The organism is Marinovum sp. J2-8, assembly GCF_055808435.1.
Genome location: NZ_JBVVRZ010000002.1, coordinates 403191 through 429075 on the forward strand (window position 1 = coordinate 403191; position 25885 = coordinate 429075).

A 25885-nucleotide genomic window follows, 5' to 3' on the forward strand; every position below is an offset into this window, starting at 1 on the left:
CCAGAAGACAGGCTGAGAAACAGGCCGGGATCTGTATTTCTACGGGTCCCGCGTGGCCAGGTAACGGCCAGTCGCATATCCCGTGAAGCTTTGGTGACATCGGCCTGTTGGTCGTTGATTGGTGCGCAGCAGGTTGTATCGGTTCTTCAGGTTGTATGGAGAGACCTGAATGACCCGAAATTCAAACACCAGCGACATCGGACTTTTCCTTGGTGAAATGTTGCGGCGTCCCGCAGAGGTTGTGGCGATTGCCCCGTCGTCTGCGCTATATGCCCGTAAAATGACCGAAGGCGTCGAAGAGGCCAAAGGCCCGATCGTCGAAATCGGCCCCGGCACAGGCAGTTTCACCCGTGCGATCCTGGACCGCGGAATCGCGCCGGAACGGCTGACCCTTCTGGAGATGAACCCGCGGTTCTGCGAAACCTTGCGGGCAAAATTTCCCGGCGTGACAGTGTTGAACCGCACCGCGCAGGAAATCGAAGACATCGGACTGAGCGGGATTGGTGCCGTGATCTCCGGCGTTCCTGTGCTGGCACGCCCCACGATCCAGCGCGAAGTTGTCGGTCGTGCCTTTCGTGTCATGCGCCCCGATGGCTTCTTTAACCAACTGACCTATAGTCCGAAATCGCCGATTTCCCCGGACATGTTGATGGAACTTGGGCTCAGCGCCGAAAAACGCGCGACGGTTTGGGCCAATCTCCCGCCGGGGCGGGTGTTTGTATTCCGTCGTATACATCATTGATCTTATCGGCGGTTGCGGTATTGAAGGGGCAAACCGCCAAGGAGTGACCCGAATGACCGCAACTCGCACAGAAACCGACAGCTTCGGCCCGCTGGACGTCCCCGCAGACAAATACTGGGGCGCACAAACCCAGCGGTCGATCATCAACTTCCCCATCGGTTGGGAAAAACAGCCCATCGCGATTGTACGCGCCTTGGGTTGTATCAAAAAAGCCTGCGCCATGGCCAACAAGGACCGTGGCGCATTGGACGCCCGTCTGGCCGATGCCATCATTCAGGCGGCCGGCGAAGTCTATGACGGCAAGTTCGACGACAATTTCCCGCTGGTGGTCTGGCAGACCGGATCGGGCACCCAGTCGAACATGAATTCCAACGAGGTGATCGGCAACCGCGCGATTGAAATCCTCGGCGGCGAAATGGGCACCAAGGATCCGGTGCACCCGAACGACCATTGCAACATGGGTCAATCGTCGAACGACACCTTCCCCACCGCCATGCATATCGCCACCGCGATGACCGCGCATGATGTGCTGATCCCCGGTTTGGAAAAGCTGCACGCCGCGATGCAGAAGAAGGTCGAGGAATTCGACGGCATCATCAAGATTGGCCGCACCCATACCCAGGATGCGACACCGCTGACGCTGAGCCAGGAATTTGGCGGCTATACCCATCAGATCGCGATGGGCATCCAGCGGGTCAAGGACGCGCTTGGCCGGATCTACGAGCTGGCACAGGGTGGCACCGCTGTTGGCACCGGGTTGAACACTCCGGTGGGCTGGGGCGAAACCGTCGCCGCCAATATGGCCGAAATCACCGGCCTGCCCTTTGTCACCGCCCCGAACAAGTTCGAGGCACTAGCCGCACATGACGCAATGGTCGAAATGTCCGGCGCGCTGAAAACCGTGGCGGCATCTTTGTTCAAGATCGCCAACGACATCCGCCTGCTGGGCTCTGGTCCCCGCTGCGGATTGGGCGAATTGATCCTGCCGGAAAACGAACCCGGCTCGTCGATCATGCCGGGCAAGGTCAACCCGACCCAATGCGAGGCACTGACACAGGTCTGTGCCCATGTCTTTGGCAATGACGCGGCGGTCGGCTTTGCCGGGTCGCAAGGCCATTTCGAGCTGAACGTCTACAAGCCCATGATGGCCTATAACGTGTTGCAAAGCATGCAGCTTCTGGGCGACGCGGCCAGCGCATTCACCGACAATCTGGTGGTTGGCCTTGAGGCCGACAAAGACCGGATTGAAAAGCTGATGCGGGAATCGCTGATGCTGGTCACCGCGCTGGCGCCGGAAATCGGCTATGACAACGCAACCAAGGTCGCCAAGACCGCGCACAAGAACAAAACCACGCTGAAAGAAGAGGCAATTGCCCTTGGTTTTGTCGACGAAGAAACCTTCGAACGTGTGGTCCGCCCGGAAAACATGGTTGGCCCGAAATAAGCGCTTTTGATCGCCACGCTCGGCACGGGTCCGCCTGTGCCGAGCAACACAATTGACGCCACCGGCGCGATTGCTAGGATTTTTGCCAAAGGAGACCCCATGGCGGCAAAAATCATCAATCTGCGGCAAGCCCGCAAACAAAAATCCCGCAGCAACGACAGGGCGCAAGCCTCTGAAAATGCCGTGAAATTTGGCATGTCCAAGGCGCAGAAACATCACGATGATCTGCAAGTCAGGCTTCAGGAAAAGCACCTTGATCACGCGAAGCGGGAGATGCCACCATCAAGTGATGACGATGACATCAAATCGCCTTAAGGTTTTGTAAGTCTTTCACGAGTTCTGTGTATACCGACACAGAGGACGATAAAGACCGCAGGCCAGCCGCGCGACTCCACGGGGATTTCGGAACGCCTGGCCGTGCTTTTGATGTCCTTGTACCGGTGCAACACGGTGCAGACTGAACGCCAAACCACTTTGATGGGGAACACGCCCGGCATGAACGGAAGACCCAAGAAACGCTCTCTGACCCTGCGGGGGCATCGCACGTCGGTGTCGCTTGAGGATGACTTCTGGCACGCATTGCGCGAGATTGCGCTGGAAAAAGGGCGACCGATCAACGCCTTGGCGGCTGACATTGACGAAGAACGCGGCACAGACTGTGGTCTTGCTTCGGCGATCCGGCTTTATGTTCTGCGCTATTACCGCAAGGCTGACGCGGCCTGAAACGGCTGCGACGCCTGCGGCGGTGACGGCGCTATAGGTCCAGGAAACCGACGAAACGGATCAGTCGGTTTCTTTTTGCGCCAGGGCCCAGGCACAGACCGGAAACAGATCGTCATTTTCCAGGTCGTCATGGTCTTTTTCGTAAACCGGCGGCCATTTTCCAACCAGATTGCGCATTCCGGCGGCCCGATTGCCCCATTGATCGGACACAACGTTTTCTTCGGGAAAACCGGCTTCGATCAACAGGTTTTTCAACCCCCGCGCCGACCAGCGGGAACAATCCACTGGCGCGCCGTGGTAGGGCACGAAAAACGGCACCGCGACCCAGAAATATCCGCCGGGGCGCAGCATCTCGCGCACATGGCCAATCGCGCCATAAGGCCGGTCCAGATGTTCCCAGACCTGATTGGCCAGCACAATATCACAAGAGATGACCCCCGCATCGTCACTCAGCGGGCCTGCACAGATGTCATGGTTGGGATAGTATAGCGATTGGTATTTCCGAAAGCCGAAATTCTTGCCCCAGACACCGGAAATTTCCACGGCTTCAAGTTTCTCCGGCTCCAACGTCCGAATAAGCATCCGGCTTTTTTTCTGCATGAACACCCGGTTGAGACTTGCCACCTGAACACCCTCTTGTCGCTATTGCACCTATTTATCCTTCTGCTAGCCAATGCAGCCGGCGCAAATATGTCATCACATGGCCAATAGCGGCAATTCGCGTCAAATTCGCCGCAAATCCCCGGATCTGTGTTCAATGCGCATCAGACAAACCGATGCACGGCGGCCAAACGGCCTATTTGTTTGCCCGGGCTTTGGCGCGTTTCTTTTCCGCCACCAGCTTTTCTGCCAGATCGCGGGCAATGGCAAAGGCACCTTTGATCTTGTCCGTATCGCTGTTCCAATCGCGGCGTACCACGATCTTGTTGTCTTTGACCTTGGCCAGCCCGCGCTGGTCCTTGATGAATTCCACCAAACCCTGGGGCGAGCCATATTTGTCATTGTGGAACTGTAGCGTCGCGCCCTTGGGACCTGCGTCCAGTTTGGCAATCCCGGCCCGTTTGCACATCGCCTTGATCCGCACAACCAGAAGCAAGGTATTGACCTCTTTCGGCAATTTCCCGAACCGGTCGATCAGCTCGGCGGCAAAACCCTCCAGCTCTACCTTGGTTGTCAGCGACGACAACCGCCGATAAAGCCCCAACCGCACATCCAGATCCGGGACATAGTCATTGGGGATCAACACCGGCACGCCCAGATTGATCTGTGGCGCCCATTGATCGTCGCTGTCGTTCAGCCCCTCCATCTCGCCGGAACGGATCTTGGCAATCGCCTCTTCCAGCATGGATTGATACAGCTCATATCCGACATCGCGCATTTGGCCCGATTGTTCCTCGCCCAGAAGATTGCCGGCACCGCGAATATCCAGATCCTGCGAGGCCAGCGTAAACCCGGCCCCCAGCGTATCGAGCGAGCCCAGCACCCGCAGACGTTTTTCGGCGGTATCGGTCAATTTGGCGCGCGGTTTGGTGGTCAGATAGGCATAGGCGCGGGTTTTCGACCGCCCCACCCGGCCACGAATTTGATAGAGCTGCGCCAGACCAAACATGTCGGACCGATGCACAATCATCGTGTTGGCGGTCGGAATATCCAGACCGGATTCCACAATGGTGGTTGCCAACAACACGTCATATTTGCCGTCGTAAAAGGCGTTCATCTTGTCATCAAGCTCGCCCGCGGCCATCTGGCCATGGCCCACGACATAAGACACCTCTGGCACCTGATTTTTCAGGAAATCCTCGATTTCCGGCAGGTCCTTCAGGCGCGGCACGACATAGAAACTTTGCCCGCCGCGATAATGTTCGCGCAACAGCGCCTCGCGGATCGTGACCGCATCAAATTCGCTGACATAGGTGCGGATCGCCAGCCGATCGACCGGCGGCGTTCCAATGATCGACAGATCCCGCACCCCCGACAGCGACAATTGCAGGGTACGCGGAATCGGTGTCGCGGTCAGCGTCAGCACATGAATGTCGGTGCGCAGCTGTTTCAGCCGTTCCTTGTGGCTCACGCCGAAATGCTGTTCTTCGTCGATGATCAGCAGGCCAAGGTTTTGAAAACGGATGGATTTGGCAAGCAAGGCATGGGTGCCGATCACGATGTCGGCTGTACCTTTGGAAATCCCCTCGCGGGTCAGCGCCGCATCGCGGCTCGACACAAAGCGCGACAGGGGGCGCACATTGACCGGAAAACCGCGAAACCGCTCGGTAAAGCTTTGATAATGTTGCCGCGCCAGCAGCGTGGTCGGGGCAATCACCGCCACTTGCATGCCCGACATGGCCGCCACAAAAGCCGCGCGCATCGCGACCTCGGTCTTGCCAAACCCAACGTCACCGCAGATCAACCGATCCATCGGCTGGCCGGAATGCATGTCGTCCATCACATCGCCAATGGCGCGCAGCTGATCGTCGGTTTCTTCGTATGGGAACCGGGCGCTGAAATCCTCATAGGACCCATGCGGCGGGTCCATCACCGGGGCCTTGCGCAGCGCGCGTTCGGCAGCCACGCGGATCAACCGCTCCGCCATCTCGCGAATGCGTTCTTTCAGTTTGGCTTTCTTGGCCTGCCAGGCACCGCCGCCCAGCTTGTCCAGCAACCCCGCCTCGTGGCCATATTTCGACAGCAGCTCGATATTCTCGACCGGCAGATAAAGCTTGGAATTCTCGGCATATTCCAGCGCCAGACATTCATGCGCGGCCCCGGCGGCGGTGATCACCTCCAGCCCGTGATAGCGGCCAATGCCGTGATCGACATGCACCACCATGTCACCGGGGCTGAGCGATTGGGTCTCGGTCAGGAAATTTTCGGCCCGGCGCTTTTTCTTGGCCGAGCGGATCAACCGGTCGCCCAGGACATCCTGTTCGGAAATCACCGTGATGCTGGACTGTGGGCCGCCCGCGTCGCCGCCTGCGGTCAGCGGCCCCTCGAACCCGTGCTCCAAGGCCCAGACCGCCAGATGCAGCCCACGTTTGCCAATGCCCCGCGCGTCGCGGATATGGACGGTTTCGGCAAGCCCCTCGTCCTCGATCAAGCCCGAGAGCCGCTCGCGCGCGCCTTCGGAATAAGAAGCGATCACCACCGGGCCGGCCTGCATCTTTGCTTTGACATGATCCGCCAAAGCCCCGAAAAGGCTTATGTTTTCCTGCTGTCGCTCGGGCGCGAAGTTGCGTCCAATCCGCCCGCCCGCATCGCGCACGCCCGGACCAGAGGCCTGGGCCAACGGATGCAGCTGCAAGATCCGTCGCGCCCCCAAAGCCGCCTGCCAGGCCGCATCATCCAGATACAGCGTGTCCGGCGGCGCAGGTTTGTAAACGCTGTCCATGCGCGATTTATTTGCCATGGCCAGACGGCGGGTTTCATATTGATCTTCGATCATCTCCCATCGGCTGAGCCGCACCGGGGTTGATTGATCATCCAGGCTCACCGTCGCCTTGGGCAGGTAATCGAACAGGGTTTCCAAACGGTCATGGAACAGGCCCAGCCAATGCTCGGCCCCCTGATGTTTGCGCCCGGCACTAACGGCCTCATACAATGGATCATCACTGCCGGCCGCCCCGAATTCGATGCGATAGTTTTGCCGGAAACGGGTGATCGCGGCCTCGTCCAGAATGACCTCGGACACCGGTGCCAGCTCGACCAGCTCCATTTTCTCGGTCGTGCGCTGGGTTGCGGGATCAAAACCCCGCGCCCCGTCCAGCACATCGCCGAACAGATCCAGCCGCACAGGCCCGCCTTCGCCCGGTGGGAAAATGTCGATAATGCCGCCCCGCACGGCATAATCGCCGGGCTCCATCACGGTCGGGGCCTGTACAAACCCCATCCGCACCAGAAAACCACGCAGGGCGGCCTCGTCGATCCGGCTGCCGACGCGGGCCGAAAACGCCGCTTCGCGCAACACGTCACGTGCCGGGATTTTCTGGGTCGCGGCGGACAAGGTCGTCAACAACACAAACCGATCCGGCATGCCATGCACCAGCCCCGCCAGCGTCGCCATGCGCACAGCAGAAATATCGGCATTGGGCGACACCCGGTCATAAGGCAGGCAATCCCAGGCCGGAAAGGTCATCACCGGCATGTCCGGCGCAAAGAACGCCAGCGCCGCCTGCATCGCCGCCAGACGTTTGTCATCGCGGGCAATGTGCAACACCGGGCCGCCGCTTTTCGCGACTTCCTCAAGGATCAGGCGGGCATCAAAGCCCTCGGGCGCGCCGCCAACAACCAGCGGTCTGGAAATGGGATCTGACATGGAAAGCTAAGTGCGTCAGCCGACCGCAGAGGTCAACCGCGAAGACCGGCCCAAAACCCGCCCAAGACCCACCAGGCCGCTTAACCCAGCACCTGAAGCGAGAAATTCTGATACATGCCCCACATCGCGGTGACAAAAATCGACGCGACACCAATCAGCTGTACCCAGAACCGATGCCGGATCAGCCGCCGTTGCAATGGCTCGCCCGTCAGATGGTCATCGACAATCCGGCGCGCGGTGCCAAGGCTGAGCAACCCCACCAGACACATCGGGAAAACCAACAGAAAAACCGCTTGGGCAAATTCGACCCGGTAATAAAACCCCAGCACCAGCAACCCGCTAAGCAGAAAACAGGCCAGCCCCAAAAGCCACAACCCGGCGACCTGAGAAATATACAACAACCGCTTGGTATGAATACGCACCAGATCTTCCAGATCGACCTGGGCCTGATGGCCGTGTTTGCGGGCATGGGCAACCATGTCAAACGGCACGCCCAAGACCCAATGGCTTGCCGTGGACCACATCACCGCCAAAGCAATCCAGAACCAGAGGTTCGAGAAACTGCGCATGTCGATATGCTCAAACAAGACAAGTTGCAGATCTGACACCGGGCACTCCTGATAAACGCGCGTGGCATCCTTAGCCCAAGCGGAACCGCTTGCCCAGAGGTTGCGCATCGTGACCTGCAGGCATGCTTCGGGGCTGGACTTGGGGCAACAGGATTGGCAGAAAACGCCGACCCATGCAGGAGTGTCCCATGACAATCGCCCCCTATCCCGCCGCCCGGTTTCGCCGCAATCGCAAAAGCGGAGCCATTCGCGACCTTGTCCGGGAAAACACACTGAGCCCCGCGGATTTCATCTGGCCGGTGTTTGTGCGCGACGGCGAGGGCATCGAAGAGCCAGTGTCGTCAATGCCCGGCGTTGTGCGCCGTTCCGTCGACCGGATCGGCGACGCGGCGCGCGAAGCCTTTGACCTTGGCATTCCCGCGATCTGCCTGTTCCCATACACGGACCCCAGCCTGAAAACCGAAGATTGTGCCGAGGCCTGGAACCCGCAAAACCTGTCAAACCGGGCCACCCGCGCGATCAAAACTGCGGTGCCAGAGATGGCGGTGATGACCGATGTGGCGCTGGACCCCTATAATATCAACGGCCACGATGGTTTTGTTGTTGAAGGCGAAATCGTCAATGACGCCACGGTCGAGGCGCTGGTGAAACAGGCGCTGAGCCAGGCCGAGGCCGGCGCCGATATCATTGGACCCTCAGACATGATGGATGGCCGCATTGGCGCGCTGCGCCAGGCCCTGGAACAGGGCGGTCACAGCAATGTGTCGCTTCTCAGCTACTCTGCGAAATACGCCAGCGCATTCTATGGCCCGTTCCGCGACGCCGTCGGCGCCTCTGGCGCGTTGAAAGGCGACAAAAGCACCTACCAAATGGATCCTGCCAATACCAACGAGGCGCTGCGCCTGGTGGAACGCGACCTGCGGGAAGGCGCGGACATGGTGATGATCAAACCCGGCCTGCCCTATCTGGACATCTGCCACCGGGTCAAAGATCGCTTCGGCGCCCCGACGTTTGCCTATCAGGTGTCCGGCGAATACGCGATGATCCAGGCCGCGGCGCTCAATGGCTGGATCGATGGCGACAAGGTGATGCTGGAAAGCCTGATGGCCTTCAAACGCGCGGGATGTGACGGGGTGCTGACCTATTTCGCGCCACAAGCGGCACGGATGCTGAACGGGCAATAAACCGCTAGGACCGGGGTTTGGCAGGTGACAGCACCCAAGCGCTGGTCTAAACTGCGCGCGACCGGCGACAAGACCGGCGATCAGAGGTTTTCGAGCAGAGGTAGACATGACCCAACTCTCCCGTCGTTCAAACGTCCGGACCGGACGCCGCGCATTCGTCTTGTCAGGACTGGGCGCATTGACCCTCGCCGCCTGTGGCAATGGTGTCGGCTCCCGTGGACCGGCAACAATTGACGCCCGCGTCGACAGCACCTTGGCACAGCTCTATTCCGAATTCCCCGCCACTCGGCAAGTGGCGGCGAAATCAGCGGCAATGATGGTGATGCCGCTGGTCACCGAAGCGGGCCTTGGGCTGGGTGGCGGATATGGCCGCGGCGCTTTGCGCATCAACGGCGCCACGGTCGATTATTATGCCTTGACCAAACTGTCGACCGGTTTGCAGATCGGGGCTCAGCAATATGCGCATGTGCTGTTCTTCATGACCGATCAAGCGCTTGAGAACTTCCGCCGTTCACCTGGCTTCGCGGCTGGGGCCGGTGTGGAATACGCCATTCCCGATGGCGGTGGTGATCTGAGCGCCGAAACAACAACCTCACTTGCCCCGATCATTGCGGTGGTGTTCGGCCAGGCGGGCCTGCGCGTGGGGGCAACGCTGGAAGGCGTGAAATACACCAGAATCATCCCCTGATCCTGACCGGCGCATGGGGGCTCTGCCCCCGTCCTTTCAGGACTCCCCCAGGATATTTTTAAACAGAAGAAGGACCAAGGCCGGTCCAGCCCCCGGCGGTCTTCAACTCACCGGGGGCCTTCTCCTGTTACGGCCATCGGCGTCCCCGCCTGTACCGCGATATAAGCTTATGGCGATTAACCTTAATGGTCCGTTACTTCATGGTCTGTTACTTCTTCTGTTCAGAAATATCCCGGGGGTGAATTGGCCAAAGGCCAAGAGGGGGCTGGCCCCCTCCCGCGCGGCGGCGAAGCCGACGCAACATCAATGATAGGTGAACTCACCCACCACATTTTGCCATTCACCCGGCCCTATCATCTTGCGGTGGGTGAAGCTCACCGAATGCAAGGGGCCCTCGATCTCGTCCTGCCAAAATTCAATGAACTTGAACAGACGCGGGTGGTCAGGCGCCGTATCATAATCCTGCCAGACATAGCTGTTCAGCACATGGACGTAGTCCGGCATCCGGTAAAAGAATTCTGCGGTGGTCAGACCGTACCCGCGCAACATCATTTCGGTCTCGCTCATCTGCATGATTTGCCTCCTTCTTTTGTTACCTGTCGGGAATCATGCCAAGAATTCGTCAACTTTCAATAAAAACAACATGTTATCAATCTGTTGGCATGGCTGCCAAAACGGGTCAAACCAGCGATTGCACCCCATATCCTGTCTCTGATATAGTCTGCGCTAACAATATATAGAAACCGACAAAAAGCGGTGAAGTACACGTGAGCGACACGCCCCAAACACCTGAGAACGAAGAAGAAAACCCGAAGCAACCGGGGTATGATGGCCCGACGGTTTCGATCACTGACGAGATGCGGTCGTCCTATCTGGACTATGCGATGTCGGTCATTGTCAGCCGGGCGATCCCGGACCTGCGCGATGGGTTAAAACCTGTGCATCGGCGCATTCTTTATGCAATGCACGAAACCAACAACGCGCATGACAAGCCCTATCGCAAATCGGCGCGTCCGGTTGGCGATGTGATGGGTAAGTATCACCCGCATGGCGACAGTGCGATTTACGATGCCTTGGTGCGGATGGCGCAGGACTTTTCGATGTCGCTGCCGCTGTTGGATGGTCAGGGCAACTTTGGTTCGATGGATGGCGATAATGCCGCGGCCATGCGCTATACCGAAGTGCGGATGGACAAACCTTCGGCCTATCTCTTGTCGGACATCGACAAGGAAACCGTTGATTTTCAGGACAACTACGATGGCAAGGACAAGGAACCCACTGTCCTCCCTGCCCGTTTCCCCAACATGTTGGTCAATGGTGCGGGCGGTATTGCCGTCGGCATGGCGACCAATATCCCGCCGCATAATCTGGGTGAGGTGATTGATGCCTGCATGGCGTTGATCAATGACCCCGATCTGACGTCGGAACAATTGATCGACTATGTGCCCGCCCCGGATTTCCCGACCGGCGGCATGATCCTTGGCCGTTCCGGCGCGCGCAAAGCCTATCTTGAGGGGCGCGGCAGCGTGATCATTCGCGCCAAGACCCGCGTCGAAGAGATCCGCAAGGATCGCTACGCCATTGTTGTCGACGAGATCCCCTATCAGGTGAACAAGGCGTCGATGATCGAGAAGATCGCCGAAGCCGCGCGTGAAAAGCGCATCGAAGGCATTGCGCATGTTCAGGACGAGAGTGACCGCAATGGGGTGCGTGTGGTTGTCGAGCTGAAACGGGATGCCACGCCCGAGGTGGTACTGAACCAGCTGTTCCGCTTTACCCCGATGCAGACCTATTTCGGCTGCAACATGCTGGCCTTGAACGGGGGTCGGCCGGAACAGCTGACCTTGCGTGCCTTCCTGACCTCGTTCCTTGATTTCCGCGAGGATGTGGTCGCCCGTCGCACCGCATATCTTTTGCGCAAGGCGCGCGAACGCAGTCATATTCTTTGTGGTTTGGCCGTCGCCGTCACCAATGTGGATGAGGTTGTTGCCACCATTCGTGCCTCGGCCGATGCGGCAGAGGCACGGACCAAGTTGATGGAACGGCGTTGGCCTGCGGCAGAGATTGCCGGATATATCCGGTTGATTGACGATCCGACCCATACGATGAACGACGATGGCACCTATAACCTCTCCGAGGCGCAGGCACGCGCAATCCTGGAGCTGCGCCTGCAACGCCTGACCCAGATCGGGGTCAAGGAAGTCACGGACGAGTTGGAAGAACTGGCCTGGCAAGATCAAGGATTACCTTGATATCCTGTCCTCGCGCGAGCGGATCATGACCATCATCTCGGATGAGTTGACCGAGGTGCGCGAGCTGTTTGCCGTGCCGCGCCGCACCGAGATCGCCGATTGGTCCGGTGATATGGAAGACGAAGACCTGATCGAGCGTGAGGATATGGTCGTGACGGTCACCCAGACCGGCTATATCAAACGCACTCCGCTGGCCGATTTCCGTTCTCAGCGACGCGGGGGCAAGGGGCTTTCGGGGATGTCGACCAAGGATGACGATGTGGTCACCACATTGTTTGTCGCCAACACCCACACCCAATTGCTGTTCTTCACCACCGACGGCATGGCGTACAAGCTCAAGACCTGGCGTTTGCCGCTGGGCGGGCGCACGGCCAAGGGCAAGGCGATTGTGAACATCCTGCCGATCCCGACCGGGGTGTCGATTGCCGCCATCATGCCGGTGGACCGCGATGAAAAGGAATGGGACGACCTGCAAATCGTCTTTGCCACCGACAAGGGCACGGTGCGCCGCAACCGGCTTTCGGATTTCACCAACGTCAAGGCCAACGGCAAGATCGCGATGAAGTTCGAGGATGAGAATGCCGGCATGTCGCTGATCAATGCCCGCATCTGTTCCGAGGATGACGATGTGATGTTGGTGACCAATGCGGGCCGGGCCATCCGGTTCCCGACGACAGATGTGCGGGTGTTCAACAGCCGCAATTCGGTCGGCGTGCGTGGGGTCAAACTTTCGGACAGTGACAAGGTTGTGTCGATGTCGGTGATCCGACATTTCGAGGCTTCGTCACAAGAGCGTGTGGCTTACCTCAAACAACGTCGTCTGATGGCCGGGATCACCGAAGACGAGGCCTCGGATGATGAGGAAGAAGCGGTCGAAGCTGGCCAGCTGTCCACCGAACGTTATGCGGAAATGTCTGCGGCCGAGGATCTGATCCTGACGATTTCGGCGGCGGGTGCGGGCAAGATCTCATCCTCGCATGACTACCCTGTGCGCGGGCGCGGCGGGATGGGCGTGACCGCCTGGACCAAGGGCCTGCCATCTGGGCCGATCATTGCCTGTTTCCCGGTGGATATGGACGACCAGATCATGTTGGCCACATCGCGCGGCCAGTCGATCCGCGTGCCGGTCGAGGGGATTTCCTTCCGGTCGCGCAGCGCGGGCGGCGTCCGGGTGTTCAACACCGGCAAAGGCGAAGAAGTGGTCAGCGTGGCCTGGATCGCCGAATCCGACGAGGATGACGAACAAGAAGAATAATCTGTGCATTCGTGCGCAGTAACTGTTAAAATTACCTGAATTCCTTTCCGTTGTGCACAATGCCATATCGGCGTCAGACATGCACAACGGAAGGACATTCCAATGAACTCCACGACACAAAACCTTGGGCTGCTTGTGGCCCGTATCTTGCTGGCCACGATGTTTATTCTGGCCGGTGTTGGCAAACTTGGCGATGTCGCCGGTTTTGCGGGCTATATGGCATCGGGCGGCGTGCCGGCGATTTTGGCCTGGCCGGTGATCCTGCTGGAAATCCTTGGCGGTATCGCGCTGCTTGTCGGGTTCCAGACACGTTTGGCCGCACTTGCGCTGGGTGGCTTCAGCATCGCCGCGGGTGTGCTCTACCACTTTGTCCCCGCAGATCAGTTGCAGATGACAATTTTCCTGAAAAACCTGGCTTTGGGCGGCGGTTATCTGGCGCTGGCGCTGGCCGGTGCAGGCCAATGGTCGGTTGACGCGGTGATTAGCGGCAAATCCACGGCGGCCACAGCCTGAGCCCCGCGCACGACAATCAAGGAATGGGCCGCCGGAATATCGGCGGCCCTATTCGTTTTAAAGAGCGTAAAGATCGGCGAATTTCGCCTGAAGATAGCCCAGCAACGGTGCCTCGGACGGGGTGAACCCGCAGGCGCGTTCGACCACATCACGCGGCGCATAAAGCCCGCCATGACATTGCAGATTGTCGCGCAGCCATCCGGTGGCCTGTGTCAGATCACCAGACGCCAGTTGATCATCCAATCCCGGCAGCGCGTTGCGCAGCCCCTGATGCAGACAGCCGGCATAGACATTGCCAAGCGCATAGGTCGGGAAATAGCCCAAAAGGCCCGCCGCCCAATGCACATCCTGCAACACGCCATTTGACGGCTTGTCGACCTCATAACCGAAATCGGCGGCAAAACGCGCGTTCCAGGCATCCTGCAAATCCGCGACCTCAAGCTTGCCATGGGCCAGATCGCGTTCCAGATCAAAGCGCAGCATGATGTGCAGATTATATTGCACCTCGTCGGATTCGGTGCGGATATAGCCGCGATGCACACGGTTCACAGCCGCATAAAACGCATTCTCGTCTTTGACGCCCAGATCCCCAAACGCATCGCGCATCTGACCATAGAGCCACTGACAGAAGGCGCGCGACCGGCCCAGCTGGTTTTCGTAGATCCGGCTCTGGCTCTCATGCACGCCCAGCGACACGCCAGCGCCCAGCGGCGTCAGCGCATAATCGGCGTCGATGGCCTGTTCGTAACAGGCATGGCCGACCTCGTGGATGGTGGAGTAAATGCAGTTGAACGGATCATCGGCCGCCGTGCGGGTGGTGATGCGCACATCCGATCCGCTGCCGGAACTGAAGGGATGCACCGCCTTGTCGATGCGCCCGCGGTCGAAATCATAGCCAAAAACCTCGGCGACGCGGCGGCTCAGCACCATTTGCGCGGCTTCGTCAAAATCGCCCGACACTTCTGGCGCGGGCGGACAATCCAGAACCGAGGCCCGAAGCGCCACCAGACCGGGGCGCAAATCGTTGAACATCCCGGCAATCTGGTCGCCAGTTGCGCCCGGCTCATACCCCTGCATCAGCGCGTCATAGACATCCCCGCCATCGGCAATATGCGCGCCCTCTTCGCGGCGCAGCGCGACCACCTCGGCCAGCACCGGGGCAAAGGCCGAAAAATCTTCGGCTTCGCGCGCCGCGGCCCATTTGCCAAAGGCAACCGAGGTGACGCGCGCCAGACGTGACGCCAGTTTGGCCGGTACTTTCGAGGCCCGTTCATGGTTCTTGCGGATATGGCGCATCTGCGCCTGCCCCACGGCATCCAATCCGGCATCGTCGATCTCGGCCAGCCATGCGCCCAGCTCTGGCGCGGTGCGGCGCGCATGCAGCACCTCTTCCAATGCGCCAATCTCTTCGCCGCGTTGATCGGCGGCGCCGCGCGGCATCATGGTTTCCTGATCCCAGCCCAGCCGCCCGGCCACCTGCCCCAAAGCTTCGGTTTGGCGCTGAAACGCCATCAGATCGTCATAGGCGCTCATCTTATGCTTCCTTGGATTTTGTCAGATGTGGGATAACCGGCCGCAAACCGCGCCCGCAGGATCAACACCCAAAGCAGGACAGCGCCCAGCTGGTGCGTGATCGCGATATGCAATTGCGCAGAGTAGAGCACCGTGACAATGCCCAGAACCACCTGCAGGGTCATCACCGCCAGAACGGCGTTAAAGGCAAACCGGGTCTGGCCATTCGGCGATTTGCGCGACCGCCGCCAGACCACGATGCCAAAGATGAACAACAGATCGCCGGCCATGCGATGCATGAATTGCACCAGCCCGTCATTTTCAAAGAAATTGCGCCAGACCGGGGTGATGTCGAACGGGAACGGAGGGAAGAATCCACCCGCCATCAGCGGCCAATCGGTGTAGTTGCGCCCGGCATCTATCCCGGCGACCAGCGCCCCGATCAGGATCTGCAACATGGCGAAATGCATCAACCCGGTGCCCATCGAAAACAGCTTTGCCTCGCGGTGACGGCGGCTCTGCATCAAGGCGCGTTCTTCGCGGCCAAGGTGAAAGATATACCACGCCAGCACGCCCAGAATCACAAAGGCCAGCCCCAGATGCGTGGCCAAACGATAGCTGGCCACATCCAGCATCGTGCCTTCCAGACCAGAGGACACCATCCACCAGCCAACAGCGCCCTGAAGACCGCCCAAAGCACCGGGGATCACCAACCGACCGGTCCATCCCGGCGGGATTTTCCGCAAGACCAAAAAGCCGAAGAACCCGATCGCCCAGACCAGACCGATGAAACGGCCCAACTGGCGATGGCCCCATTCCCACCAATAGATCGTCTTGAACTCTTCCAGCGTCATACCGCTGTTTTGCAGCTCGTACTCCGGGATGGTTTTGTATTTCTCGAACTCAGAGTCCCAGGCGGCCTCGGACATTGGCGGCATCGCCCCGGTGACCGGTTTCCATTCCGTGATCGACAGCCCGCTGTCGGTCAGCCGGGTCAGCCCCCCCACAAGGATCATGGCAACCACCAGCACGAACAGCAGCATCAGCCAGATCCGCACCGCCCCCCGTGCCCCGCGTTTGCCGCTGTCGATCATGCCGGTCGCCCGCGGCGCAGTGGCGGGTTTCTCTGCCCCCACCTCTTCGAACAATTTGCGTTTTTGTGCCATTCAGGTCTCCGTTTGGCCGGATCTTGCGTCGGCCAGATCCTCTTTTGGCGGACACTAGGCCGGTGCGCGACCGGCTTCAACCACCTGCCCTCGTGCTGGTCCAGGGTCTGGAATTCCATGGTCAGGTATTCATGACTTAGCGTAATGCCGCGCTTGGGCTAGATTGAGTGCATAGAAATTAACCTACCGCCAACCAAGTTTGATCACATTCACAAAAAGGACCTAGCCATGAAAAATCTTCTTCTCGCCGCCCTGCTCGTTGCTGGAACCAGTGTTGCTGCCACAACCGCCTCTGCCACTTCATACTGGGTCGAACATGGCATCACATTGAATGCACGATCCGGCCCAGGCACATATTACGATGTCATCGGCAAAGTACATTCCTGCACCCGGATCCATGTCGTCGGATACCACAAAGGCTGGGCCAAAGTGTCCTGGAAAGGTCATTACTACTGGGTGTCGGCGAAATACCTGCAAAAGCATGAATGCCACCACAACACATACAAGCCGAAGAAAAAGAAATATTATGGCGGCGGCTACTAAGCCCCGATCCGAAAGCCCCGGTTAATTACCGGCCTGGGGCTTCGGAGAGCCAAAGCGGGCTGACCTTCGGGTCAGTCCGTTTTCTTTTGTTCATCCGATGTGTCGCGGCCCATTTCCCCGCTGCCGCGTTCCTTCCACCGCACCATCTGGCGCATGACGCCGTGCAACATCTGCACATCCGCCCGCGTCAGACGCATGCGGCTCCACAGGTTGCGCAGGTTGATTTTCATGCCCTCTGCCTTGGCCTCGGGAAAGAAGAAGCCGGCGGTGTCCAGGCGATCTTCGTAATGTTGGGCCAGTTTTTCGATTTCGATCGTGCTGGCCCAGTCCGTTTTCGCCATTTCCATGCTTTCATGGGTGACATCAGTGCTGGCCCGCCGCCATTCATAGGCGGTCAGAAGAACGCATTGCGCCAGGTTGAGCGAGGCGAATTCTGGATTGACCGGCACCGAGATGATCGCATTGGCCAGCGCGATATCGTCGTTTTCCAACCCCGCGCGTTCCGGCCCGAACAACACCGCCACTTTTTCACCGGCGGCAATCTTTTCCGCCGCCATCTGCATCGCGCGTTCCGGGCTGACCACGGGTTTGGTCAGGCCACGCTGGCGCGCGGTGGTGGCAAAGACAAAGGTGCAATCGCCCACGGCCTCGGCTGTGGTGGGAAAGTGTCCGGCATCATCCAACAGCCGACCGGCCCCGGATGCCATGGCAATCGCGCGCGAATTCGGCCAACCGTCGCGCGGCGCAACAACCCGCATCCGGTCCAATCCGAAATTCCACATCGCGCGGGCGGCCCCGCCGATATTTTCGCCCATTTGCGGGCGGACAAGGACAATGGCGGGCTGCGGGTGATATGTCTGGCGTTCATTCATGCCCGCCAAATACGCAACACCGCCAAAAAGAGCAATTCCCCCGCTTCATCTTGCTGGGTAAACTATGGGCAAAGCCAAGATCTTTTGCGACAACGAGGTGCGCCATGGCCTATGACCCCGGTTTCGAGACCCTGATGAACGAAGACCTTGGCGCGGCTTTGGGGCCGCGCATTGCGGAATTGTCGGAACGAAAAATGTTTGGCGGCCTCTGCGTGATGCTGAATGGCAATATGCTGTGCGGCGTTCACAAACGCGGGCTTATGTACCGGGTTGGCAAGGGCGGTGCAGATGCGGCATTGGCGCTGGAGGGTGCCCGGCCCATGGCCTTTACCGGGCGACCGATGGGCGGGATGATCGAGCTTTATGAAGATGACATCGACCGCGACGACACCCGGATGGGATTGTTGCGGCTGGCATTGGATTTTGTCGATGCGCTGCCTGCGAAGTAGCCATTGCCGAGAATCCCCGCTATAGGACAACAATCAAGAATTTGGAGCCCGCAATGGCCGAGATCGAGCATCCGCAAATCTACCTCGTCACCCCGCCGTCATTTGAATTGTCCAGCTATGGCAGTACATTGGAGTCGGTTCTTGATGCGGTCCCCGTCGCCTGTCTGCGGTTGGCACTGGCCAGCCATGATGAAGATGAAATCGCACGCGCGGCGGATCTGTGCCGTGACATCACCCATGCCCGCGATATTGCACTGGTGATTTCCAACCATGTGCTGCTGGCGGAACGGCTGGGGCTGGACGGTGTGCATCTGGATGACACCCACAGCGTGCGCGCCGCCCGCAAGACATTGGGCGAAGAGGCGATTGTCGGCCTGCATGCCGGCGTATCGCGCCATGACGGCATGAACGGCGGCGAGGCCGGGGCGGATTATATCTGTTTCGGGCCGGTTGGCGAAAATGCCCTGGGCGACGGTGCCGTGGTCGAGCGAGAGCTGTTTGACTGGTGGTCCAAGGTGATCGAATTGCCCGTGGTCGCAGAGGGCGGATTGGACGAACAGTCCATTCGCGAACTTGCGCCAATGACCGATTTCTTTGCGCTTGGCGATGAAATCTGGTCCGATCCTGATCCTGTGGCGCGGATCAAGACATTGTATGGCGTGATGACCGCCTAAGATTTGGCGTCGGGTCGGGCCTGTTCCAGGGCCCGGCGCACGGTCTGTTCCAGATCCAGGGCAAGCGATTTTCGGTTGGAAAAATCATCCACCCGGACCGGATCGTGAAAAATCACCTCGGCCCATCCGTGTTTCGGGGTGGCGAGCATCGCCAGAAGATGGCTGCCAAAATCCATATCGCCCCACCAGCCGTAGAATCGCGGATCGCCCCCGGTCGGCGCGTGATACACCAGCGTGATCGGTTGGATATGCATTTCATGGCGCAGGGCCTCATCGAAAAACGCGGCAAACAACGTCGGTTTGAACGGCAGAACCCGGCAGGAATCGGTGGATGTGCCTTCGGGAAAGAACAACAGGTGATGCCCGCTAAGCAGGCGGCTGCGGAACAGATCCTGTTGCACCTTGGCCTCGCGCCGCGCGCGGGCAATGAACAATGTGCCGGTGGCCCGTGCCAGAAACCCGATCCCCGGCCATTGCGCCACCTCGGACTTGGCCACGAAATAGAGGTCGCGGGCGGAATTCAGCATAAAGACATCCAGCCAGGCCACGTGATTGGCGACAAATGCACCCCGCCGCCGCATCGGGCGACCGCGCACAACCCGACCGATACCAATCAACCAGATCGTTGCCCGGCAAACCATCACGGTGACATGCGGCGACAGTGGACGCCGCGCGCCAAACAGCGGCCATTCCACCAGCCGGATCATCATCAAGACAACAACCCCGATGCCGATCACCGCCGCCATCGGCACACCACGCCGGGCCACACGCCACCAGTCAGCCAGTCCGCGCGGCCGGTAGATCGGGGGCGGTGGGACATCGCTGACCCAGGTGGTGGTCATTTCAACCCGTCCAACCCACCGAGATTGCGCAGGTTTGCCGTATCGCTGGTGTCATCAGGTGCCGCCGCATAAAGCTTCTTTTGGCGGGCGTTCATCCGGGCGGTATCCATCACCAGACAGACGTCGGTGGTGTTGAACGCGTGGTCGATCCAGGCACCTTCGCCGACACATCCACCAAGACGCAGATAGGCCTTTATCAGCGACGGCGTCTGGACGATCGCCTCGCGCCGATCAACCTGCTCTGGCGGCAAAAGATCCATGCGCTGGTAATGGGCTGGCCGCGCACGCACGCGCAAGTTTTCCGGTGCCAGATGGTTGTGATAGAGCGACGAAAGCGGTTGCGCCAAAGGGGCGGCATCGGTGCCGTGAAAGCTGGCGACGCCAAACAGAACCTCGATGCTGTGTTCCTGCACGTAGCGCCCCAGCGCCTGCCACAGCAAAAACATGCCCGGCCCGCCGCGATAATCGCGATGCAGACAGGACCGGCCCAATTCCATCAACCGCCGCCCCGACGACAACAGGGCCGAGAGGTCATATTCCTCGTCCGAGTAAAACTGCCCCAGCGCGCGGGCCTGATCATCGCGCAGCACACGATAGACCCCCACAACGGGATCATCCGCGCGGTTTTTGTCGATCAACAGCAGATGGTCGAAATAGGGATCGAACCGGTCGATTTCCAACCCGGCGTCATGATCAACCATATCACCGCCACCGCCGAGCTCCTGCACAAACACGCGATAGCGCAGTGCCTGAGCCGCACGAACCTCGGCCCGGGATTGTGCCAGACGGACAGAAAAATCGGGTGTCGTCATCTTCGTTCCGCTTTCCTTCACCTCGCAGGGGTCATAGGCGCTGAGGCGATCAATGACAACGGTTTCGGGCCCCACGATCGGCAATGTGCCTCTCTTAAAGATACATTAACCATTGGCCGACTAGATTAACCGTCAAACACCTGATCAAGGGCAATGCGACTGCCTTCGATGACAACCTTGCCTGCATCACGGAAGTTGACAGTGATCTTCCCTGCTATATTCGATTGTACCTGGCCAATTCCCCATTCCGGCCGATCCGGGTGCCGGACCAAATTTCCCGGTTCCAGTAGAGCATTCAAATCATTCATTATCGCCACCTCAGGAGATCCTTTATGACATCCTATACGGCAAAGCTCGCCTCGCTGATAGCCTCGCGCATTTGTCATGATCTGATCAGCCCGGTGGGCGCGATTTCAAACGGATTGGAATTGATGACGCTGGGCGGGATCAGCCGTGACGGGCCGGAATTGCGCCTGGTCTCCGAAAGCTGTGACAACGCCAGCGCCCGTATTCGGTTTTTCCGCATCGCCTTTGGCGCGGCCAGCGACAACGCCTTGGTGTCCCGCAAAGAGGTCGCAGCGGTGTTGCAGGCCCTGGGCAAGGCCGGGCGCGTGGTCTACGAATGGGTGCCCGGTGGCGACCTGCCCCGGCGCGAGGTCCAGCTCGCGCTGCTGGCGCTGCAATGTGTGGAAAACGCCCTGCCCCGTGGCGGCGTCATCCGGGTGGAATATCACCCCGGTCAATGGGTCATCACCGGCCTGTCCGAACGCGTCGCGCCGGACCCCGCCCATTGGGGACAATTGGAATTCCTTGCGAATTCCGCAAATCCCCAAGCCGAGGAACCGGTCCTCGACCCGAACCATGTTCAATTTATCCTGTTGCCCATTCTGGCCCGCGATCAGGGCCGCACACCAGAAATGGCCCAGGGCAACGGCGTGATCACACTGACCGTGTGATCCAGCGCCTGTGTGATTTTCCTTCGGGTCCGGCGGCGGGATCAGGCCCCGAATTCAGGCCCCGATTCCAGCCCCCTATTCAGGCCCGCGTTGTGCCATCCCCAACAACCAGATATTTGAAGCTGGTCAATTGTTCCGCCCCAACCGGGCCACGGGCATGCATCTTGCCAGTTGCGATGCCGATTTCCGCGCCCATGCCAAATTCGCCGCCATCGGCAAATTGGGTCGACGCGTTGCGCATCAAAATTGCACTGTCGATACGTTCGAAAAACCGGTCGGCGGCGGCATCGTCTCTGGTGATGATACAATCCGTGTGATTGGAGCTGAATTGTCTGATATGTGCAATTGCATCATCCATATCGGCCACAACACGGGTTGAAATGATCGAATCGAGATATTCCCGCCCCCAATCATCGGCATCAGCAGCAATGGTTCCGTCGATCTTTTGCAGGGTTTCGTCGGCCCGCACCTCGACCCCGGCATCCAGCAAGGCGCGGATCACACCCTGGCCGATGGTGTCGACAATATCGCGATGGATCAACAGACATTCCGCCGCGCCGCAGATGCCGGTGCGCCGGGTTTTGGCGTTCAGCACGACCTCCAAGGCCGTGACCGGATCGGCCTCCTTGTCGATATAGATGTGCACGATGCCTTCGAGATGGGCGAAAACCGGCACACGGGCCTCACGCTGGACCAATCCAACCAGGCCCTTGCCACCGCGCGGCACAATGACATCAATGAAATCCACCATCGACAGCATGGCGCTGACCGCCGCACGATCCCGGGTCGGCACCAGCTGGATCGCATCTGCGGGCAGATTGGCAGATTTCAAACCTTCGACCATCGCGGCATGGATCGCCTGACTGGAATGAAAGCTTTCGGATCCGCCGCGCAGGATCACGGCATTGCCCGCTTTCAGGCAAAGCGCCCCGGCATCCGCCGTCACATTCGGCCAGGCTTTCATAGATCACCCCGACCACACCCAACGGTGTGCGCACCCGGCGAATGTTCAACCCTGTCGGCTGATCCCATTCCGCCAGGACCGCGCCCACCGGATCGGGTTGTTCGGCCACCGCGCGCAGCCCGTCAACAATGCTGCGCACCCGGTCTTCGTCCAGCTTCAGCCGGTCCAGCATTGCCGGGCTCAGCCCCTTGTCGCGGCCAAATTCCATGTCCTTGGCATTGGCGGCGATGATCGCCGCGCGGCCGGACCAGACCGCATCCGCGGCCCCGATCAGGGCGGCATGTTTGCGTTCGGCGCTGGCAGAGGCCAGTTCGGCACTGGCGGTTTTGGCGCGGGCGCCGATGTCAGCCATAAGCGCGGGGATATCTGCAAGGTCTTTCATAAGCGGTGTGCCTTTTGGTGGGCGTTGCGTCAGAGAGTTTCATGCCTCCGGCGGGGATATTTATAGTCAGATGAACGGCGGGACTAAAGCTCCAAGTCAACGTGAGGGGTGACTATAGCGCCATATCATCGCGATGGATCAGGACCGCGCGCCCCGGATAGCCAAGCAAAGCCTCGATTTCGTCCGAACGATGGCCTTTGATGCTTCGGGTTTCGGCGGCGGTGTATCTGGACAGGCCCTGCCCCAGTTTGTGCCCCGCCGGATCGAGGATCGCCACGGGATCGCCACGGCCATGGGTGCCACTTACGGCACGGACCCCGGCGGGCAGCAGGCTTTTGCCGTCGATCAGCGCCCGCACAGCCCCCGCATCGAGGGTGACCTCGCCGCGCGGTTTCATCGCGGAAATCCAGCGTTTGCGCGCCGCTTGCGGATCAATATGGGCCGAGAACCAGGTGGCATTTGCGCCGTTTTCCAAGGCCAGAAGCGGGCGCAGTTTTTCGCCATGGGTGATGGCCATGGCACAGCCCGCGGCCGTCGCGGTTTTGGCAGCCATCAATTTGGTTTTCATCCCGCCCTTGGACAGGCCCGACCCGGCATCGCCAGCCATGGCTTCGATCGTGGGCGTGATGTCGTCGATCACGTCGTAACGGGTTGCTGTTGGATCCACCGCCGGGTTGGCCGAATAGAATCCGTCGACATCCGACAACAAGACCAGCACATCCGCCCCCACCGTCGCGGCGACCTGCGCCGCCATGCGATCATTGTCGCCATAGCGAATTTCGTCGGTGGCCACCGTATCGTTTTCATTGACGATCGGCACCGCCCCAAGCGAAATCAACGTTTCCAAAGTGGCGCGGGAATTGAGATATCGCCGCCGGTCGGTGGAATCCTCCAACGTGACAAGCACCTGCGCCGTGATGAGATCATGCGGCGCAAGCGCCTCTTCATAGGCGCGGGCCAGCCGGATCTGGCCCACGGCGGCGGCAGCCTGGCTCTGCTCCAGCGGCAGCTCCGTCAAACCAAGCCCCAAAGCCCCCCGCCCCAAGGCGATAGAGCCGGAGGATACCAGAATCACATCGGCATGTTGTTTCAACCAGGCCACATCTTCGGCCAGCGCATGCAGCCAGTCCTGGCGCAGGGCACCGGTCGTGCGATCCACCAAAAGCGCCGAGCCAATCTTGATGACGATGCGGCGCGCTTTGCCTAGGGACGCCACGTCTCGGGCTCCTCTTCTGCGATCTTGTGGCGCAGACGGTCCTCGGTAATCTCGGCACGTACTGCGCGCAGCACCTCTTGCAGACCTTCGCGTGACACACCGGACATGGCAAAGACCGGCCCGCCAACAGCGGCCTCCAGCGTCGCCTTGGCCTCTGCACGTTCCTCGTCGTCCAGCGCGTCAATCTTGTTCAGCGCGGTCACACGCGGCTTGTCCGCCAGATGGCCGCCATAGGCCTCCAACTCGCCGATAATTGTCTGATAATCTTCGGCAATTGTTTCGGACGTGCCATCCACCAGATGCAGCAGAACCGCGCAGCGTTCGACATGGCCCAGAAAGCGGTCGCCAATGCCGCGCCCCTCGTGCGCGCCCGCGATCAGGCCGGGAATGTCGGCGACCACGAATTCTGCGCCATCGACACCGACAACGCCAAGGTTCGGGTGCAAGGTGGTGAACGGGTAATCTGCGATCTTGGGGCGTGCATTGGACGTCGCAGCCAGGAAGGTCGATTTGCCGGCATTGGGCAGGCCCAGCAATCCGGCGTCGGCGATCAGTTTCAGCCGCAGCCAGATGGTGCGCTCTACCCCCTCCTGGCCGGAATTTGCCCGGCGCGGGGCCTGATTGGTGGCGGATTTGAAATGCAGGTTGCCAAAACCGCCATTGCCGCCCTTGGCGAGGACAATCTGCTGCCCCACTTCCATCAGCTCGGCGATCTGGGTTTCTTCGTCTTCGTCCAGAACCTCGGTCCCGACGGGCACACGCAGAATGATGTCATCGCCATCCTTGCCGGTGCGCTGCTTGCCCATGCCGGGCTGACCGTTCTTGGCAAAGAAGTGCTGTTGATAGCGGAAATCAATCAGCGTGTTCAGACCATCCACCGCTTCGATGATGACCGAGCCGCCCTTGCCGCCGTCGCCGCCGTCCGGGCCACCATATTCGATATACTTCTCGCGCCGGAACGAGACCGCACCGCCACCGCCGCCGCCGGAGCGGATGTATACTTTGGCGAGATCGAGAAATTTCATGGCATGGCCCCGTTGATGTCTGGCATTGGCGATAGAGAAAATGTCGGCAAGCCTCAAGCCTTGCTGCACATTGCGGGCCTGTCAGCCCCTGTTTCGCACGTTTCCGTGATCTTCGCACCGCGCCAATTGATAATGAATATTCATTATCATATCTCACCTCCGTGGCGCACAGGCCCACAGACGTCACATTTGCAGCCAGAGGGCCCCCGATGCCACGCACCACCAAAGACCAAACAAGACGAAAGCTGCGCGACGCCGTGGTTTCAGAAGCGGTCGAAATGGGGTTTCCGCAAGCCTCTATTGCGGGCGTGGTGCGCCGGGCCCGGGTTTCGGCCGGAACCATCTATGTGCATTTCGAAAACAAGGACGACATGCTGCGCAAGGTGTATATGGAGGTCAAATCCGACTTCCATGCCCGGCTGCTCGCGGCACATGTTGCCCCGGACAGCGCGGCCATGATCCGGCAGATGTGGTTTGCCATGTTCGATTTCGTCACCGAAAAACCCGAACAATTCCTGTTTCTCGACTATGGCAGCGCGGCCAAGATCCTGATGCCGGAGCAACAGACGATCGTCGATGGCTATGCCGCCGATATTGCGGAACTGATGCGGCGCGGGGTCAACGACGGCACATTGGCCCCGGTGGAAACCGGCATTCTTTCGCTTCTGCTCACCGCGCTGGCCATGCAATTGGCCCGCCAATCGGTGATTTCGGGCAGGCCCGTGCCACAGGACATCCTTGAGACCACATTCGAACGTGTCTGGCGTTCGATCAAATCCAACTGACATCATAGGAC

At 59.6% G+C, this 25885-nt stretch carries 24 protein-coding genes and 2 pseudogenes; 13 read left to right on the forward strand and 13 right to left on the reverse strand.

Annotated features, from left to right (window positions below; all coding sequences use genetic code 11):
* The first annotated feature begins 169 nt into the window (after positions 1-169).
* From AC0L4F_RS07830 to AC0L4F_RS07845, 4 genes are all read left to right on the forward strand, one after another.
* Complete coding sequence (locus tag AC0L4F_RS07830; protein ID WP_244687095.1) at positions 170-742, forward strand: class I SAM-dependent methyltransferase; 573 nt, start codon at positions 170-172, stop codon at positions 740-742.
* Between the two features lie 52 nt (positions 743-794).
* The gene (gene fumC / locus AC0L4F_RS07835) at positions 795-2186 is read left to right on the forward strand and encodes a class II fumarate hydratase (RefSeq protein ID WP_244687097.1); all 1392 of its coding nucleotides are present in this window, start codon (positions 795-797) and stop codon (positions 2184-2186) included.
* A gap of 6 nt (positions 2187-2192) precedes the next feature.
* On the forward strand, positions 2193-2501 hold the full coding sequence (locus tag AC0L4F_RS07840; protein WP_244687099.1) for a DUF4169 family protein: 309 nt from the start codon (positions 2193-2195) through the stop codon (positions 2499-2501).
* 180 nt (positions 2502-2681) lie between these two features.
* Positions 2682-2909, forward strand: a complete 228-nt coding sequence (locus AC0L4F_RS07845; protein ID WP_244687101.1) for a ribbon-helix-helix domain-containing protein — start codon at positions 2682-2684, stop codon at positions 2907-2909.
* Positions 2910-2969: 60 nt separating this feature from the next.
* Here AC0L4F_RS07845 and AC0L4F_RS07850 read toward each other — a convergent pair whose 3' ends face one another.
* The 3 genes from AC0L4F_RS07850 to AC0L4F_RS07860 form a co-directional block, all read right to left on the reverse strand.
* The gene (locus AC0L4F_RS07850) at positions 2970-3533 is read right to left on the reverse strand and encodes a class I SAM-dependent methyltransferase (RefSeq protein ID WP_244687103.1); all 564 of its coding nucleotides are present in this window, start codon (positions 3531-3533) and stop codon (positions 2970-2972) included.
* A 172-nt stretch (positions 3534-3705) separates the two neighbouring features.
* A complete protein-coding gene (gene mfd / locus AC0L4F_RS07855; protein ID WP_244687105.1) occupies positions 3706-7215 on the reverse strand; it encodes a transcription-repair coupling factor in 3510 nt (1169 codons plus the stop codon).
* Between the two features lie 80 nt (positions 7216-7295).
* Positions 7296-7784: a component of SufBCD complex gene (locus tag AC0L4F_RS07860; protein ID WP_244687681.1), complete on the reverse strand. Its 489-nt coding sequence runs from the start codon at positions 7782-7784 to the stop codon at positions 7296-7298.
* A gap of 188 nt (positions 7785-7972) precedes the next feature.
* On the opposite strand from AC0L4F_RS07860, the gene hemB reads away from it, so the two are divergent.
* Together hemB and AC0L4F_RS07870 are read left to right on the forward strand one after the other, a co-directional pair.
* Positions 7973-8968: a porphobilinogen synthase gene (hemB, locus tag AC0L4F_RS07865; RefSeq protein ID WP_244687107.1), complete on the forward strand. Its 996-nt coding sequence runs from the start codon at positions 7973-7975 to the stop codon at positions 8966-8968.
* Between the two features lie 106 nt (positions 8969-9074).
* On the forward strand, positions 9075-9656 hold the full coding sequence (locus tag AC0L4F_RS07870; RefSeq protein WP_244687109.1) for a lipid-binding SYLF domain-containing protein: 582 nt from the start codon (positions 9075-9077) through the stop codon (positions 9654-9656).
* Positions 9657-9959: 303 nt separating this feature from the next.
* On the opposite strand, the gene AC0L4F_RS07875 is transcribed toward AC0L4F_RS07870, so the two are convergent.
* A complete protein-coding gene (locus tag AC0L4F_RS07875; RefSeq protein WP_244687110.1) occupies positions 9960-10229 on the reverse strand; it encodes an usg protein in 270 nt (89 codons plus the stop codon).
* Positions 10230-10423: 194 nt separating this feature from the next.
* On the opposite strand from AC0L4F_RS07875, the pseudogene gyrA reads away from it, so the two are divergent.
* Together gyrA and AC0L4F_RS07885 are read left to right on the forward strand one after the other, a co-directional pair.
* Positions 10424-13163, forward strand: a pseudogene (gene gyrA / locus AC0L4F_RS07880) (DNA gyrase subunit A).
* A gap of 102 nt (positions 13164-13265) precedes the next feature.
* Positions 13266-13676: a DoxX family protein gene (locus AC0L4F_RS07885; RefSeq protein ID WP_244687112.1), complete on the forward strand. Its 411-nt coding sequence runs from the start codon at positions 13266-13268 to the stop codon at positions 13674-13676.
* 57 nt (positions 13677-13733) lie between these two features.
* On the opposite strand, the gene AC0L4F_RS07890 is transcribed toward AC0L4F_RS07885, so the two are convergent.
* On the reverse strand, positions 13734-15209 hold the full coding sequence (locus AC0L4F_RS07890) for a carboxypeptidase M32 (protein WP_244687114.1): 1476 nt from the start codon (positions 15207-15209) through the stop codon (positions 13734-13736).
* Entirely contained in the window at positions 15206-16354 is a 1149-nt protein-coding gene (gene ctaA, locus AC0L4F_RS07895) for a heme A synthase (protein ID WP_244687116.1), read from the reverse strand. Before ctaA ends, AC0L4F_RS07890 begins: the two co-directional genes overlap by 4 nt.
* 228 nt (positions 16355-16582) lie before the next feature.
* On the opposite strand from ctaA, the gene AC0L4F_RS07900 reads away from it, so the two are divergent.
* Positions 16583-16897, forward strand: coding sequence for an SH3 domain-containing protein (locus AC0L4F_RS07900; RefSeq protein ID WP_244687118.1), 315 nt, complete (start codon positions 16583-16585; stop codon positions 16895-16897).
* Positions 16898-16968: 71 nt separating this feature from the next.
* On the opposite strand, the gene AC0L4F_RS07905 is transcribed toward AC0L4F_RS07900, so the two are convergent.
* On the reverse strand, positions 16969-17769 hold the full coding sequence (locus AC0L4F_RS07905; RefSeq protein WP_244687120.1) for an RNA methyltransferase: 801 nt from the start codon (positions 17767-17769) through the stop codon (positions 16969-16971).
* Between the two features lie 104 nt (positions 17770-17873).
* On the opposite strand from AC0L4F_RS07905, the gene AC0L4F_RS07910 reads away from it, so the two are divergent.
* Together AC0L4F_RS07910 and AC0L4F_RS07915 are read left to right on the forward strand one after the other, a co-directional pair.
* On the forward strand, positions 17874-18218 hold the full coding sequence (locus tag AC0L4F_RS07910) for a TfoX/Sxy family protein (RefSeq protein WP_244687122.1): 345 nt from the start codon (positions 17874-17876) through the stop codon (positions 18216-18218).
* A gap of 53 nt (positions 18219-18271) precedes the next feature.
* Entirely contained in the window at positions 18272-18892 is a 621-nt protein-coding gene (locus AC0L4F_RS07915) for a thiamine phosphate synthase (RefSeq protein ID WP_244687124.1), read from the forward strand.
* Here AC0L4F_RS07915 and olsA read toward each other — a convergent pair.
* The 3 genes from olsA to AC0L4F_RS07930 form a co-directional block, all read right to left on the reverse strand.
* A complete protein-coding gene (olsA, locus tag AC0L4F_RS07920; protein ID WP_244687126.1) occupies positions 18889-19734 on the reverse strand; it encodes a lyso-ornithine lipid O-acyltransferase in 846 nt (281 codons plus the stop codon). The genes AC0L4F_RS07915 and olsA overlap by 4 nt on opposite strands.
* Positions 19731-20546, reverse strand: a complete 816-nt coding sequence (olsB, locus tag AC0L4F_RS07925) for an L-ornithine N(alpha)-acyltransferase (RefSeq protein ID WP_244687682.1) — start codon at positions 20544-20546, stop codon at positions 19731-19733. Before olsB ends, olsA begins: the two co-directional genes overlap by 4 nt.
* A gap of 125 nt (positions 20547-20671) precedes the next feature.
* On the reverse strand, positions 20672-20854 hold the full coding sequence (locus AC0L4F_RS07930; protein ID WP_244687128.1) for a DUF3553 domain-containing protein: 183 nt from the start codon (positions 20852-20854) through the stop codon (positions 20672-20674).
* Between the two features lie 24 nt (positions 20855-20878).
* Here AC0L4F_RS07930 and AC0L4F_RS07935 point away from each other — a divergent pair, with 24 nt between their 5' ends.
* The gene (locus AC0L4F_RS07935; RefSeq protein WP_244687130.1) at positions 20879-21502 is read left to right on the forward strand and encodes a histidine phosphotransferase family protein; all 624 of its coding nucleotides are present in this window, start codon (positions 20879-20881) and stop codon (positions 21500-21502) included.
* Positions 21503-21581: 79 nt separating this feature from the next.
* On the opposite strand, the pseudogene AC0L4F_RS07940 reads toward AC0L4F_RS07935, so the two are convergent.
* From AC0L4F_RS07940 to obgE, 3 genes and pseudogenes are all read right to left on the reverse strand, one after another.
* Positions 21582-22848, reverse strand: a pseudogene (locus AC0L4F_RS07940) (glutamate-5-semialdehyde dehydrogenase).
* Between the two features lie 112 nt (positions 22849-22960).
* Entirely contained in the window at positions 22961-24064 is a 1104-nt protein-coding gene (gene proB / locus AC0L4F_RS07945) for a glutamate 5-kinase (protein WP_244687132.1), read from the reverse strand.
* Positions 24052-25089, reverse strand: coding sequence for a GTPase ObgE (obgE, locus tag AC0L4F_RS07950; RefSeq protein ID WP_244687134.1), 1038 nt, complete (start codon positions 25087-25089; stop codon positions 24052-24054). The genes proB and obgE overlap by 13 nt, the downstream gene beginning before the upstream one ends.
* Positions 25090-25298: 209 nt before the next feature.
* On the opposite strand from obgE, the gene AC0L4F_RS07955 reads away from it, so the two are divergent.
* A complete protein-coding gene (locus tag AC0L4F_RS07955) occupies positions 25299-25874 on the forward strand; it encodes a TetR/AcrR family transcriptional regulator (RefSeq protein ID WP_244687136.1) in 576 nt (191 codons plus the stop codon).
* Positions 25875-25885: the final 11 nt, after the last annotated feature.